General features: G+C 72.0%; 12 protein-coding genes. 2 read left to right on the top strand and 10 right to left on the bottom strand.

Annotation, left to right across the window (positions count from 1 at the left end; all coding sequences use genetic code 11):
- Nucleotides 1–235 precede the first annotated feature (235 nt).
- The gene (locus IE250_RS13125) at nt 236–1024 is read left to right on the top strand and encodes a siderophore-interacting protein (RefSeq protein ID WP_189669693.1); all 789 of its coding nucleotides are present in this window, start codon (nt 236–238) and stop codon (nt 1022–1024) included.
- A gap of 6 nt (nt 1025–1030) precedes the next feature.
- Here IE250_RS13125 and IE250_RS13120 read toward each other — a convergent pair whose 3' ends face one another.
- Nucleotides 1031–1645, bottom strand: coding sequence for a DUF402 domain-containing protein (locus IE250_RS13120; protein WP_189669692.1), 615 nt, complete (start codon nt 1643–1645; stop codon nt 1031–1033).
- A 140-nt stretch (nt 1646–1785) separates the two neighbouring features.
- Here IE250_RS13120 and IE250_RS13115 point away from each other — a divergent pair, with 140 nt between their 5' ends.
- Nucleotides 1786–4545 (top strand): glycosyltransferase, encoded by a 2760-nt coding sequence (locus IE250_RS13115; protein WP_189669691.1) that lies wholly within the window; start codon nt 1786–1788, stop codon nt 4543–4545.
- Nucleotides 4546–4649: 104 nt separating this feature from the next.
- Here the strand turns inward: IE250_RS13115 and deoC are convergent, their stop codons facing one another.
- The 9 genes from deoC to IE250_RS13070 form a co-directional block, all read right to left on the bottom strand.
- Complete coding sequence (gene deoC / locus IE250_RS13110; protein WP_189669690.1) at nt 4650–5402, bottom strand: deoxyribose-phosphate aldolase; 753 nt, start codon at nt 5400–5402, stop codon at nt 4650–4652.
- The gene (locus IE250_RS13105; RefSeq protein WP_189669689.1) at nt 5399–6517 is read right to left on the bottom strand and encodes an adenosine deaminase; all 1119 of its coding nucleotides are present in this window, start codon (nt 6515–6517) and stop codon (nt 5399–5401) included. Before IE250_RS13105 ends, deoC begins: the two co-directional genes overlap by 4 nt.
- A 103-nt stretch (nt 6518–6620) precedes the next feature.
- The gene (locus IE250_RS13100) at nt 6621–6827 is read right to left on the bottom strand and encodes a hypothetical protein (RefSeq protein WP_189669688.1); all 207 of its coding nucleotides are present in this window, start codon (nt 6825–6827) and stop codon (nt 6621–6623) included.
- A 13-nt stretch (nt 6828–6840) separates the two neighbouring features.
- Nucleotides 6841–7737, bottom strand: coding sequence for a hypothetical protein (locus IE250_RS13095; RefSeq protein WP_189669687.1), 897 nt, complete (start codon nt 7735–7737; stop codon nt 6841–6843).
- Between the two features lie 91 nt (nt 7738–7828).
- Nucleotides 7829–9211, bottom strand: a complete 1383-nt coding sequence (locus IE250_RS13090; RefSeq protein ID WP_189669686.1) for a thymidine phosphorylase — start codon at nt 9209–9211, stop codon at nt 7829–7831.
- Nucleotides 9208–9660 (bottom strand): cytidine deaminase, encoded by a 453-nt coding sequence (locus tag IE250_RS13085; protein ID WP_189669685.1) that lies wholly within the window; start codon nt 9658–9660, stop codon nt 9208–9210. Before IE250_RS13085 ends, IE250_RS13090 begins: the two co-directional genes overlap by 4 nt.
- Nucleotides 9657–10955: an ABC transporter permease gene (locus IE250_RS13080; RefSeq protein WP_189669684.1), complete on the bottom strand. Its 1299-nt coding sequence runs from the start codon at nt 10953–10955 to the stop codon at nt 9657–9659. The genes IE250_RS13085 and IE250_RS13080 overlap by 4 nt, the downstream gene beginning before the upstream one ends.
- The gene (locus tag IE250_RS13075; RefSeq protein WP_189669683.1) at nt 10952–12316 is read right to left on the bottom strand and encodes an ABC transporter permease; all 1365 of its coding nucleotides are present in this window, start codon (nt 12314–12316) and stop codon (nt 10952–10954) included. Before IE250_RS13075 ends, IE250_RS13080 begins: the two co-directional genes overlap by 4 nt.
- Nucleotides 12313–13836, bottom strand: coding sequence for an ABC transporter ATP-binding protein (locus IE250_RS13070; RefSeq protein ID WP_189669682.1), 1524 nt, complete (start codon nt 13834–13836; stop codon nt 12313–12315). Before IE250_RS13070 ends, IE250_RS13075 begins: the two co-directional genes overlap by 4 nt.
- Nucleotides 13837–13850 lie beyond the last annotated feature (14 nt).

The following is a 13850-nucleotide window of genomic DNA, read 5'->3' as shown; positions in this document are numbered from 1 at the left end:
GTTCTGGGCCAGCAGGACCGCGTTCGACAGACCGACATAACCCGTACCCACAACAGCGATCTTCACGACCGGACTCCTGACAGCTAGAAAAGCTACGACCCACCCATGCTAGGCGTGGAAGGTTGCCCCGGCCGCGTTGCCTCGGGTGACATCCACCCGCCTTCAGCCAGTGACGCACAGCACACCGTCACTCGCACGCCGCGGAGGTTAGGCTTGCCTCACCATGTCCCAGACCATGAATGCACCCACTGGAAAGCCCCGCAAGGGGGTCCGCACCACGGCGACCGTGACCGCAGTCAGGCACCTGACGCCGCACATGATCCGGGTGACGATCGGCGGTAGCTCACTCGCCGGCGTCGACCCCACGCCGCTCACGGACCGCTACGTCAAGCTCGTCATGGCTGAACCCACCGAGCCCGAGGGCCGCCCGGTGCTACGCACCTACACGATCCGCAACGTCGCCGAGTCGAGCTGGGACATCGACATCGTCACGCACGGCGACGAGGGCTACGGCGGCCCCTGGGCACAGCGCGTCCAGCCCGGCGAAGAGGTCTCGTTCGTGGGCCCGGGCGGCGACTACGCGCCGTCCCCCGACGCCCCCTGGCACCTCATGGCCGGCGACGAGTCCGCCCTGCCCGCCATCGCCGCCGCCTGCGAGGCGCTGCCCGACGGCGCCGTGGCGCACGTCTTCGTGGAGGTCGCCGACGCGTCGGAGCAGCAGGAGATCGCGAGCGCCGCGAACCTCCACCTCAGCTGGGTGCACCGGTCCACGGGTGCGCGCCTGGCCGACGTCGTGCAGGCCGCGGAGCTGCCCGACGGCGTGCCGCACACGTTCCTGCACGGCGAGGCCGGCTGCGTGCGCGACCTGCGCCGCTGGGCGCGCGGCACGCTGGGGGTGCCGCGTGAGCTGCTCTCGGCGTCGGGCTACTGGCGTCGCGGCCGCGACGACGAGCGCTGGCGCGCGGAGAAGGCGGAGTGGCGGGCAGCGGTGGAGCAGGACGACCTGGCCCTCAGCACGCACTGAGCGACCTCATCGCCGGGCCAGCCGGTCCAGCACCTCGAACCAGCGCTCTGCCGTCGCGCCGTCGTACGGCGGCTCCCCCGCGCGCACCGCGGCGAGGAGCGTGTCGGCGTCCGCCCGGACCTGCTCGACCAGTGAGGGCGGGTAGCTCATCGTCACCGCGTGCTCGGCGAGCTCGTCCTCGTCGTCGATGAAGAACTGGCCGCGCGGCTCGGCGGCCTCGTCCTCGAAGCCGATGACGTCGAGGTCCAGGTCCACGGCGGTCACCTCGAAGGCGGCGCGGTTGTCGCCGTCGGGCAGCCGCCGCCACTCGGGGACCGTGCTGAGGTCGATGTAGAGCCGCATGCGGTACGGGTGGTCGCGGTACAGCAGCGGGGTCCACCCTCCGGGGCCGAAGAATCCGACCCCCGGCCCGCGCGCCGTGTACTTCGCGCCGGGCCGGGCGAAGCGCGTCCCGGGCTGGTACCCGACCCACTGCCCGTGCTCGTCGGAGCCCAGGTGGACGGCGTGGAACACCCAGTGCGGGGTGCCGTCCCACTTGCGGAACCGCACCCGGACCGGCGTTCCCGGCTCGGTGGGCAGCGACTCGGAAACACCCTGGTCAGCAGGTTGTTGCGCAGACATGTCCGGGAGCCTACCGAGACGTCGTCAGGGCGTAACCCGGGGGCACTACGCTCTGGCCACCGTCGGTACTTCGCGCGGCTGGGACGCGCTCGCTGGGACGACGGTATTCGCCTTGCCCGTCGACCCCACAAGGAGCCTTCATGTCCCCTGCAAGCCGCCGTCTCGCCGCGTCCGGTGAGACTGCGCACCCGGTCCAGACTGCTGACGAGATGATCGCCGAGGCGCTGCTCACTGCCTCGACCGATCTCCTGCACAACCCGCATCCTGATCGGCCGGGCCTGCTACCCGGTGCGCGCCCCCTGCCCACCCCCGACCAGGAGACCTGGGCATCCGCCAAGGAAGCCAACCGTCAGCCGCGGGAGGTGTGGTCCGCCCCGGACCGCGCCGCGGACCGCCCCTTCCAGGAACGACCCGAACCCCTCTCCGGCGATGCGGTCCTCACCGCCGCCCTGCGCCGCGGCCTACCCGTCGACGAGGCCGTCACCACGTCCATCCGCAACGCCCGCAGCCTGGACACGTCCCAGTGGCGGTCGCTGTGCCACTCGCTCATGGCCCATCCCGAGACGCGCCGTGCCGGGGTCGCCGGAGCCGCGCTGATCGCGCAGCGCGTCGGACTGCGTGAGCTCGCGTGGGACCTCCTGCGCCAGCTCGGGCCCGACGACGCCGCCCGCCTCGCGCCCGCGGAGTATCTCCGGGCGGGCATCGCCATGGCCAACCCCGACGTCGCCCGGACGGCGTCGGCCTGGGTGCGGCACGGTTTCGTGTCCGACGCCGCGGTGCTGCTCGACCTCGCGAAGCTCCTGTTCATCGCCGACGAGCTTCCGGCGGCGGCCGAGGCGCTCGACGCGGCCCGCCACGCCGCCGACCTGACCGAGCAGGTGCAGGCGTCGATCGACCACCTGGCGCCCTGGGTCGACAAAGCACTGCGGCCGGCCGCGCCCGCGCGGGTTCCGACGGGTCACGTCTCCTTCGCCGTCATCGACTACAAGGCCCCGGACGAGAACGTCGCCTCCAGCAACATCGGCGACACGGTGCAGACCATCGCGAGCCTCGGCCACCTGCTGCGGCACGAGGGCCTGCGCCTGCACGGCGACGACGCCGTCACCGAGCCCGTACGGTTCCTCGCCGACCGGGTCCGCTCCGAGCACGTGGTGCCCGGGCCGGGCGCCGACGTGCAGCTCACGCTCGTGCAGCGCGACATGTCGCGCCTGGACGCGGTGCCGGAGAACACGTGGATGCTCGCGTTCGGCTGGTACATGCACAGCCAGTTCGACCTGCGGTTCGACTTCCCGTTCCACGAGAACCTGCAGCCGCTGTTCGTGTCGTTCCACGTCAACAAGCACGCGATCCTGACACCCACAGCCGTCGACTACCTGAAGGCACACGGCCCCATCGGGTGCCGCGACTGGACCACCGTGCACCTGCTGCTCAACGCGGGTGTCCCCGCGTTCTTCAGCGGGTGCCTCACCACCACCATCGACACGGTGTTCCCCACGAGTTTCGAGACCGCGCCGGCCGGGGCGCCGGCCGTGTACGTGGACACGCCCGTCCCGGAGCACGACGCCGGCAGCGAGCTGGTCACCCACCTCCACCCCTCGGTGCGCCGCAACGACTTCGGCCGCAACCTGCACACGGCGGTCGAGCTGCTCGACGCCTACCGCTCCCGGTACTCCCGTGTGGTCACGTCGCGCCTGCACGCGTTCCTGCCGTCGTGGGCCATCGGGGCCGACGTCGACTTCCAGCCGAGGAACGACGCGGACATCCGGTTCGCCGGCCTGCTCGATGCTGACGAGGCGGGCCGCCGCGCCATGCAGAGCCGGATCCGGGACGTCGTGGCGCCCGCGATGGCCAAGATCCTCGCCGGGGCCTCCCGCGACGAGGTCTACGCGACCTGGGGCGCCACCGTGGCCGACGAGGTGGAACGGGCGCGGGCGGTACACACGGCGCCGGTGCCCGCGCCGTCCGGCACCTGCTCGGTCGACGACGTCGTGGCCGGGGTGCGCGCCACGCGGGTCCTGGTGGAGGCGGCCGAGCCGCGCGCCGTCCACGCGACCGGCGGGGCCGCCGGGCCCCTCAACGTCGCGGTGGCCCTCGACGGGAACCTGCGGTCCCAGATGGAGGTGGTGGTCGCAGGCGTGGTGCGGCACACCGACCGGCCGGTGCGGGTCGTCGCGCTCACCCGCGACCACACGTCCGCGGACCACGATCGGCTCGCCGGGCTGTTCCCCGAGGTCACGTTCGAGTGGTACGCCTGCGACGGGATCGACTACGGGACCGTGCTCGGCATGCTCAAGCACATCACCGTCGCCACGATGGACCGCCTGCTCCTGCCGGAGCTGCTGCCGCACCTCGACCGCGTGCTCTACCACGACCTGGACGCGCTGTCCGTGGTCGACCTGGCCGAGCTGTACGACACCGACCTCGGCGGCGCGCCCCTGGCGGCCCGCCCGTCGATCTCGTACAACTACCGGCACGGCGTCGGGAACGTCATCCGGTCCACGCGGCTGCTGGGGCACGACCCCGACGCCGCGCGGGACCTGGTGCTCGCCATGACGCAGCGCCACCGGTACGGGTACCAGGGCTTCAACGCGGGCATCCTGCTGCTCGACCTGGCGGTCATGCGGGCCGACGGGTTCACCCGCGAGTTCGTGCCGTACGCCGAGCGGTACGGGCTCAACGACCAGGACGTGCTCAACGCCTACGCAGGGTCGCGCTACCGCGTGCTGGACGCGCGGTGGAACGCGTGGCCCACGCAGGAGATCGTTGCCGAACCCGGGCTGATCCACTGGGCGGGGCCGGTCAAGCCGTGGCACGACGACCGGTACATCCTGCTCAAGGAGCACTGGGCGGCGGCGGAGGCCTGGCTCGCCCCCCGCCGAGGTAGAACGGTGGCGAAGTAGAACCAGGGCGAGATAGAACCGTGGCAGTCGCTGCGGTTCTATCTCGCTGCGGTTCTATCTGGCTGCGGTTCTACTTCGCCCTGGTTCTAATTCGGGAGGAGGTGTCAGTAGGCATCCGACGTCGGGGCGGGCGCTGCCGAACCCGCGTCGAACCCGGCGAGCACCGACGCCGTGCCCGACAGGCCCAGGCGGGTCGCGCCCGCCTCGATCATCGCGAGCGCCGTGTCGAGGTCCCGGATCCCGCCGGAGGCCTTCACGCCCAGCTTGCCGCCGCCCGCGACGCCGACCGTCTGCGCCATCAGCGACACGGCGTGGACCGAGGCGCCGCCGGCCGGGTGGAAGCCTGTGGAGGTCTTCACGAAGTCGGCGCCGGCATGTTCGGCCGCCTTGCACGCGCCCACGATCTGCGCGTCCGAGAGCGCTGCCGACTCGATGATCACCTTGAGGATCCGGTCGGCCGGCACGGCGGCGCGGACGGCCGCGATCTCGGCCTGCACGGCGTCGAACCGGCCGGCCCGCGCCGTGCCGATGTCGATCACCATGTCGACCTCGTCTGCGTCGTCGGCCACGGAACGGGCGGCCTCGAACGCCTTGACGTCACTCATGTGCTTGCCCGACGGGAACCCGCACACCGTCGCGACGGCGAGCCGCCCGGCCGCCACCTCGACCGCCAGCGACACGAAGGACGGCGACACGCACACCGAGAACACCCCGAGCTCGGCGCCCTCCTCGACGAGCACGGCGACGTCGGCCGCAGTGGCCTCCGGCTTGAGCAGCGTGTGGTCCACGAACGTGGCGAGCGCCACCCTGTCGCGCGGCAGCTGAGGCGGGTGAGCCGCGGGGGTCTGAGCGGTCATACGAGGGCACCTTCGACTTTCTGGAATCCGGGCAGGACTACCTGCTCCACGAGGTCGCGCCGTTCGTCGTGGTGCATGAACGCACTCCAGGCGGCGGTGACTGTCACGTCGGCGAGGTCGTCGAGGGTCCAGCCGGCCTCGTCGACGAGCAGCTTCATCTCGTGCGTCATCGACGTACGAGACATCAGGCGGTTGTCCGTGTTGAGCGTGACGGCGAAGTCCAGCTCCTTGAGGCGGGTGATCGGGTGCGTCGCTATCGACTCGGCGGTGCCCGTCTGCAGGTTCGACACGGGGCACAGCTCGAGCGGGATCTGGTGGTCGCGGATCCAGTGCGCGAGGCGGCCCAGCTCGGCCGCGCCGCCGTCGGTCTGGTCCGCGAAAGCGATGTCGTCGATGATCCGGGCGCCGTGGCCCAGGCGGTCCGCCTGCCCCAGGTGCACGGCCTGCGCGATGGAGTCGAGGCCGGCGGCCTCGCCGGCGTGGACGGTCGCGGGCATGTCGTATTCGGCGAGGTAGCGCCACACCGTCAGGTGGCGCGACGGCGGGAACCCTGCCTCGGGCCCCGCGATGTCGAACCCGACCACACCTCGGTTCCGGTAGGCCACGGCGAGCTCCGCGAGCTCCTGCCAGCGGTCCCCCTGCCGCATGGCGCCGACGAGCTGTCCCACCCTGATGATGTGCCGGTCGGCCGCTGCGGCGGCGATCCCGTCGTCGATCCCGGCCTGCACCGCCTCGACGGCGGCGGGGAGCGAGAGCGCGCCGGCCTGGTGCTGCTCCGGCGCCCAGCGCAGCTCGGCGTACACCACACCGTCGGCCGCGAGGTCCAGCACGGCCTCGCGTGCGACGCGGGCGAGGTTGTCGGCCGTCTGCATGACGGCGATGGTGTGCTGGAAGGTCTCGATATACCGGACCAGCGAGCCGGAGTCGGCGGCGTCGCGGAACCAGACGGCGAGGGACTCGGCGTCGTCCGTGGGCAGCGTGTGGCCCGCGGCGTCCGCGAGCTCGAGAACGGTCTGCGGGCGCAGCCCACCGTCGAGGTGGTCGTGCAGCAAAACCTTGGGTAGTGCGCGGATCAGTGCCTCGCCGGGGCGCGCCCCGGGGTCTTGCGTGGTCATGCTGACAACCTACCGCCCGACGCCGACACTCGACCGTCGGACGGTGCCGCCGGCAGGTCCTTCCTTCGCCGGCCGAGCCTGCTCGCCGGGCCGAGCCTGCGGCTCAGTCGGCCTCGGGGCTCTCCTCCTCGTCCTCAGGCACCTCGAGCGCCTGCTCCGCGACGTCCGCCTCGTTGGCGGCGCCGTCGCTGTCGGGACGGGGGACGTCCGGGACGTACTCGTCGGGCTCGTGCGTGGTGTCGATCTCGGCCTCCTCCGGCGGTTCCAGGCCTGTGTCGCGCCAGGAGTTCGGACCAGGCAGCGTGCTCATCAGGGCCTCCTCGTCAGCGGGATTCCATCGTCACTCGTGCGTCGTCCGGATGCCAGTGCCCGGCGCGCTCCGGCAGCAGCACCCACGCCACGTGCGGCCAGCCGCCCAGCGCCGCGGTCAGCGCCTTGCGCACGCGCGCGGCAGTGCGGTCACCCGGTGCGTCAGCCGCCCGCGGCGGGTCCAGCAGGGCCGCGACCGGGACGGTGTGCAGTCCCGCGCCGGACGGCTCGTACAGGACGGCGCTGCCCTCGGTCCCCTCGCCGTCGGCCAGGGTGAGGAGCACCACGTGGCGCGGAATCGCGGAGTCCCAGCCGGTCGTGACGTCGCCGCCGGTGTAGAGGGGTACCGGGATCCCGGCGCGTGCCGAGGCCACCGCCGCCTCCAGCATGGCCGGCGACGCCGCGACCCGATGGGTGTAGCGCACGCCCCCGTAGCTCGCGAACCGCGCGGCACCCCACGGTGGCGTCCCGTACCTGCGCGGCCACCTGGCCACGACCAGCCCGCGCCGGTTGGTCGCCGACTGGATGGCGCGTTGCAGGCGCGCGAACTTCGCCGCCTGGTCGCCGCTCGCGATCCGCAGGGCCGTGCGGGGATCACCGGCCAGTCCCAGCATCGCCAGGACCGCCGACCCGCACGTTCTCTCGTTCACCTGAACGGCGGCCGCGACGCTCCCGTCGAGCGACGGCAGGTTCAGCCGCCGCGGAAACCCGACGGTCCCGGTGCCGCGCTCGCGCGCCAGCGGGTCCAGCACGGACCGGCGGGCGCGGGACGTCACCGACTGGAGGTGGCGTTCGACGTCGTCGGGGACCGCGGGCCGCTCGAAGCGGCCCGGCGGTGGCGGGGTAGGTACGGGCCCGGCGAATGCACGCATGGCGCCGAGCAGGGACGAAATGCGCAATGTCGGCTGCACCTCAGCAGGCTAAGCCGGGCCGGAGCGACTTGCCGGTTTGCCACGCTGGAGAAACGCCGGCTGCACCGGGCGAAATATACCCCGGCGCTGCTCAGACGATCCGGTCCAGCACCACCGACTCGTCCGACACCAGCCCCGTACCCGCCAGCGCACCCGCACCCCCGTCGAGGCTCGCCAGGACGCCGGCGGCGCCGGCCAGGATCTCCTCCAGGACGGCCTCTGCGCCCTCCCGCTCCACGGCCCATCCGCCCTCGAGCGCCTCGCGAGCCCGCGCGAACCGCTCCGGGGTGTCGGTGTGCAGGGTCAGCACCGGCTGCCCCGCGGCGATCCGGTCCCCCGGCTTCACGTGGATCTCGATGCCGGCCGCGGCCTGGACGGCGTCCTCCTTACGGGCCCGGCCGGCGCCCAGGCGCCGGACCGCCACGCCGACCGCGTACGCGTCGAGCGAGGTCAGCACCCCGGAGTGCGGCGCGACGATCGTCTCCGTCTCCTTCGCGACCGGCAGCGGCGCGTCGACGTCGCCGCCCTGCGCCGCGATCATCGCCCGCCACTTGTCCATGGCCCGGCCGTCCGCCAGGGCAGCACGCACGTCCGCTTCCGAGGCCGGGCGGTCGGCCGCGGCGAGCATCTCCACCGCGAGCGCCACGGTCAGGTCGACGACGTCGGCCGGCCCGCCCCCCGCGAGCACCTCCAGCGACTCGCGCACCTCGAGGGCATTGCCCGCGGTGAGCCCGAGCGGCACCGACATGTCCGTGACCAGCGCGACGGTGCGCACACCGGCGTCGGTCCCGAGGTCGACCATGGTGCGGGCGAGCTCGCGCGCGCTGTCCAGGGTCTTCATGAACGCGCCGGAGCCGACCTTCACGTCGAGCACCAGGGCTCCCGTGCCCTCGGCGATCTTCTTGGACATGATCGAGCTCGCGATGAGCGGGATCGCCTCGACCGTGGCGGTGACGTCCCGCAGCGCGTACAGCTTGCGGTCCGCGGGGGCCAGGCCCGTGCCTGCCGCGCAGATCACCGCGCCCACGGACTCGAGCTGGGCCATCATCTCGTCGTTGCTCAGCGAGGCCCGCCAGCCCGGGATGGCCTCCAGCTTGTCGAGCGTGCCGCCCGTGTGCCCCAGGCCGCGGCCGGAGAGCTGCGGCACGGCGACGTCGAACGCCGCCACGAGGGGCGCCAGCGGCAGCGTGATCTTGTCGCCCACGCCGCCGGTGGAGTGCTTGTCCGCCGTCGGCCGGGAGAGGCCGGCGAAGGACATGCGCTCGCCGGACGAGATCATCGCGTTGGTCCACCGGGAGATCTCCGCGCGCGACATGCCGTTGAGCAGGATCGCCATGGTCATCGCGGACATCTGCTCGTCGGCCACCACGCCACGGGTATAGGCGTCGACGAGCCAGTCGATCTGCGCGTCGGTCAGGGCCTCCTTGTCACGCTTGACCCGGATGATGTCGACGGCGTCGAACGGCTCGTTCATCGGGTCGCCTCCCGCACGTGGTCTAGGTCGCCCGGCCCGAAGGCCTGCGGCAGTATTTCGGTCATCGGTACCACGCCCTTCGGGGTGTCCACGAGCAGCTCCGGACCGCCGTGCTCCCACAGGATCTGGCGGCAGCGGCCGCACGGCATGATCGCCTCGCCGAGCGCGTTCACGCAGGCGAACGCCGTGAACCGCCCGCCTCCTGACATCACCAGGGCGCTGACGAGGGAGCACTCGGCACACAGGGCGACCCCGTACGCGGCGTTCTCGATGTTCGCGCCGGTGAGCAGGCGGCCGTCGTCGGCCAGCGCGGCGGCGCCCACGGGGTACTGCGAGTACGGCGCGTACGCCTTGTCGAGGGCGCCCCGGGCTGCCGCCCGCAGGCCGTCCCAGTCCACCGGGTCTGTCGAGTCCACAGGGTCCACAGGGTCCACGTCCACAATCCTCATCCCTTGATGTACGGCTCGCCCGACGCGGCCGGCGGACGCGAACGCCCGACGAGGCCGGCCACGGCGAGCAGGGTGACGACGTACGGCACCATGAGCATGAACTGGCTCGGCACGGGCGAGCCGACGACGGACAGCACGTTCTGCAGGTTGGAGGCGAACCCGAACAGCAGGCCCGCGAACGCGGACCGGATCGGGTCCCACTTGCCGAAGATCACCGCGGCGAGCGCGATATAGCCCGCGCCGCCGGTCATGTTCTCGCCGAACTGGCTCAGGTAGACGGTGGTGTAGAACGCACCGCCCAGCCCGGCCACGGCGCCCGCGACGAGCACGGCGTTGTACCGGGTACGCACCACGTCGATGCCGACTGTGTCGGCGGCCTTCGGGTGCTCGCCCACGGCACGCAGGCGCAGACCCCAGCGGGTGCGGTTCAGCGTGTACCAGACCGTGGGCACGGCGATGAACATCAGGTAGATGGGCAGCGGCTGGTCGAACAGGACCGGGCCGAGCACGGGGATGTCCGACAGCACCGGGATCGGGATGGACGCGAACCGTGTGGTCGAGTTCAGCGTCTCCGCGCTCGGCACGAGCACCTGCGAGTACAGGAAGCTCGTCAGGCCGACGACCAGCACGTTCAGCACCACACCCACGATCACCTGGTTCACGTGGTACGTGATCGCGAACAGGCCGAGCACGAGCGCCACGAGCGCGCCCGCGAAGACAGCCGCGAAGAGCCCGGCAAAGGCACTGTTCGTGATCGAGGAGACGATCGCCGCCGTGAACGCCGCGCCGAGGAGCTGCGCCTCGATGGCGATGTTGACCACGCCCGACCGCTCACCGATCACGCCGCCCAGGGCGCCGTACACGAACGGCACGGACCAGAGCACGGCGCCGCCGAGCAGGCCCACTATCGACAGGTCACGCGGGCTGCCGGCCCCGGCCCAGGCCAGGAATCCCGCGAGACCGGCCAGGGAGTAGATCACGACGAGCCAGAGCGGCGTCCTGCGGCCGCGTGCCGTGAGCACGACGGCGACGGCCGTCACCGCGAGCATGACCGCCCCGCACGCCCAGGCGAACGGCGCCGCCGGCACCACGATCACCGGGATCTGGAAGAAGTCGCTGCGCTGCGACAGCAGGAACCGCGTGTCGCCAGAGTGCGGGACCGCGATCAGCAGCAGCGCGTACAGCACGGTCACGACGAGCAGCACGCCCACCGTCTTCCAGGTCACGAGCGTCACCGTGCGCGTCGTCTCCGACAGCGGCGCGTCCAGCTGGGTGGTCTTGTGGTCGGCGCTCACGCTGCCGCCTCCTTCCGGTTCCGGGTCGCCTTCGGCTTCTTCGGTGCCCGACGCCGGGTCGGGTCGGGCAGCCGGAAGATCGCCCGGACGAGCGGCGGTGCCGCGATGAACAGCACGATGAGTGACTGGACGACGAGCACGATGTCGCTCGGGACACCCTCGGCGGCCTGCATGGTGGTACCGCCGGCCTTGAACGCGCCGAACAGGATGCCGGCAGCGAGCACGCCCCACGGGTTGGACCCGCCGAGCAGGGCGACGGTGATGGCGTCGAACCCGATGCCGGCGTCGATGTCGGAGCTGAAGCCCGTGGTGACGCCGCCCAGCACCTGCGACACGCCGGCCAGGCCGACGAGCCCGCCGGACACGAGCATGGAGCTCACGGTCGCGCGGCCGGTGTCGATGCCGGCCACCCGGGCGGCGCGCGGGTTCTCCCCGACCGCACGGTACGAGAAGCCGACGGACGACCGGTTGAGCAGCCACCACACGCCGACCACGGCGAGCACCGCCAGGACGAAGCCCCAGGTCAGGTTGAACCGCTCGCCCAGCAGTGGCGGGAGCTGCGCCGACTCCGGCGTCGGCGGCGTCTTCGGGTTGGACGACCCGGGCGCCTGCAGCAGCCCGGGCGTCGCCAGGAGGTAGGCGATCAGGTAGAACGCCACGTAGTTGAGCATGATCGTGACGATCACCTCGTGCGCGCCGGTACGGGCCTTGAGCAGACCCGCCAGCCCGGCCCACAGGGCGCCCGCCGCGACGCCGGCCACGACGGCCATCAGGAGGTGCAGCGGGAACGGCACGCCGCTGATGCCGAAGCCCACCCAGCCAGCCGCCGCGGCCGCCATGAGCATCTGCCCCTGGCCACCGATGTTGAACAGGCCGGCCCGGAACGCGAGCGCCACGCCGAGGCCCGCCGCGATGAGCGGGGTCGCATAGCTGAGCGTCTCCGTGAGGGGCCGGATGGCGGTGACGAAGTCCGGCGCCTGCACGTTCACGACCGAGCCGCGGAACAGCGCCGAGTACGCGCCGCCGATCGCCTGGCCGAGCGCGACGAGGGTGTCCTGGGGTCGCGCGAAGAAGTAGGCCGAGGCCTCCTTCACCTCCTCGTCGGTGAACGCGATCATGATCGAGCCCGCCAGGACGGCGAGCAGCACGGCGCCCGCGGACACGGTCCAGTTGCTGCTCATGGCCTGCTGCAGGCCCTTGGCCAGGCGGCTCTCCGTGTCGGCTGCGGGGGCGACCGCCGCTCCGCCGGCCTCGCGCGCCCGCTCCTGCTCCAGCTCCTCGGCGGTGCCGGGATCGAGCCGGCCCTCCTGTCCGGAGGTGGGCTCCGGGCCCGGCCCGGTGTTCGACTCAGGCGCGCTCACGCGACCTCTCCCTTCGCGTCCTCCGGGGAGATCCCCGCCATCATCAGGCCCAGCACGTCGCGCGGGGTGTCCGCGGGCACGATGCCGACGACCGTGCCGCGATACATCACCATGATCCGGTCGGCCAGGGCCACCGCCTCGTCGAGCTCGGTGGAGACCACCAGGACCGGCACGCCGGCGTCGCGCGTGGCGACGATCCGCTTGTGGATGAACTCGATGGAGCCCACGTCCACGCCACGCGTCGGCTGCGCCGCGACGAACAGGCGCAGGTCGCGCGACAGCTCGCGCGCAAGCACCACCTTCTGCTGGTTACCGCCCGACAGACGCCCCACCTGCGTGGTGATGCCCTGCGTGCGGACGTCGAACTCGGCGACCTTCTCCTTGGCGAACCGGTCGCGGAAGGGCAGCTGCAGAGCCCCCGCCTTCACGAACGGCGGCCCGTCGGAGCGGTCGAGCATGAGGTTCTCGGCGATCGTGAACTCGCCGATCAGGCCGTCGAGCGTGCGGTCCTCGGGGACGAATCCAACCCCCTCGTCGAGGATGCGCCGCACCGAGCGGCCGACCAGCTCCTCGCCGTCGAGCGTGATGCTGCCGGACACGTTGTGCTCCAGGCCGAGGAGGGCCTCGGTGAGCTCGGTCTGCCCGTTACCCTGCACGCCCGCGACGACGAGCACCTCGCCGCCGCGCACCTCGAAGCTGATGTCGTCCACCACGACGGTGCCTACCTCGTTCGTGACGACCAGGTTGGCGACCTTCAGGCCGTTGTCGCGCAGCTGCGGCGAGCCCTTGTGCACCCGCAGCTCCACCGAGCGCCCCACCATCAGCGAGGCGAGCTCGGCGTCCGACGCCGTAGGCAGCGCCTCGCCCACCACCTTGCCGTGGCGGATCACCGTGATGCGGTCCGCCACCTCGCGGACCTCACGCAGCTTGTGGGTGATGAACACGATCGCGGAGCCCTCGTCGCGCAGCTGGCGCATGATCGCCATCAGCTCGTCGGTCTCCTGCGGCGTGAGCACCGCCGTCGGCTCGTCGAAGACCAGCACGTCCGCGTTGCGGGAGAGCGCCTTGATGATCTCGACGCGCTGCTGCACGCCCACGGGCAGGTCCTCGACCACGGCGTCGGGGTCCACGTGGAACCCGAACCGCGCGGAGATCTCCTTCACCTGCGCGCGGGCCGCCTCCAGGTCGAGCCGGCCGCCGCCGCGGGTCTGCTCGTGGCCGAGCATGACGTTCTCGGCGACGGTGAAGACGGGCACGAGCATGAAGTGCTGGTGCACCATGCCGATGCCCGCGGCCATCGCGTCACCGGGGCCGGAGAAGTTCTGGACGACGCCGTCCAGCAGGATCTCGCCCTCGTCGGCGTCGTACAGGCCGTAGAGCACGTTCATCAGGGTGGACTTGCCCGCCCCGTTCTCGCCCAGGAGCGAGTGGATCTCGCCTGGCTGCACGACCAGGTCGATGTGATCGTTCGCGACGAGCGCGCCGAAGCGCTTGGTGATGCCGCGCAGCTCGAGCAGCATGGATGTCCTTCCCG

The organism is Promicromonospora soli, assembly GCF_014653785.1.
Lineage (GTDB): Bacteria > Actinomycetota > Actinomycetes > Actinomycetales > Cellulomonadaceae > Promicromonospora > Promicromonospora soli.
Note: the sequence above shows the minus strand (reverse complement) of the source record. Positions and strands in the feature narration are given on the sequence as shown.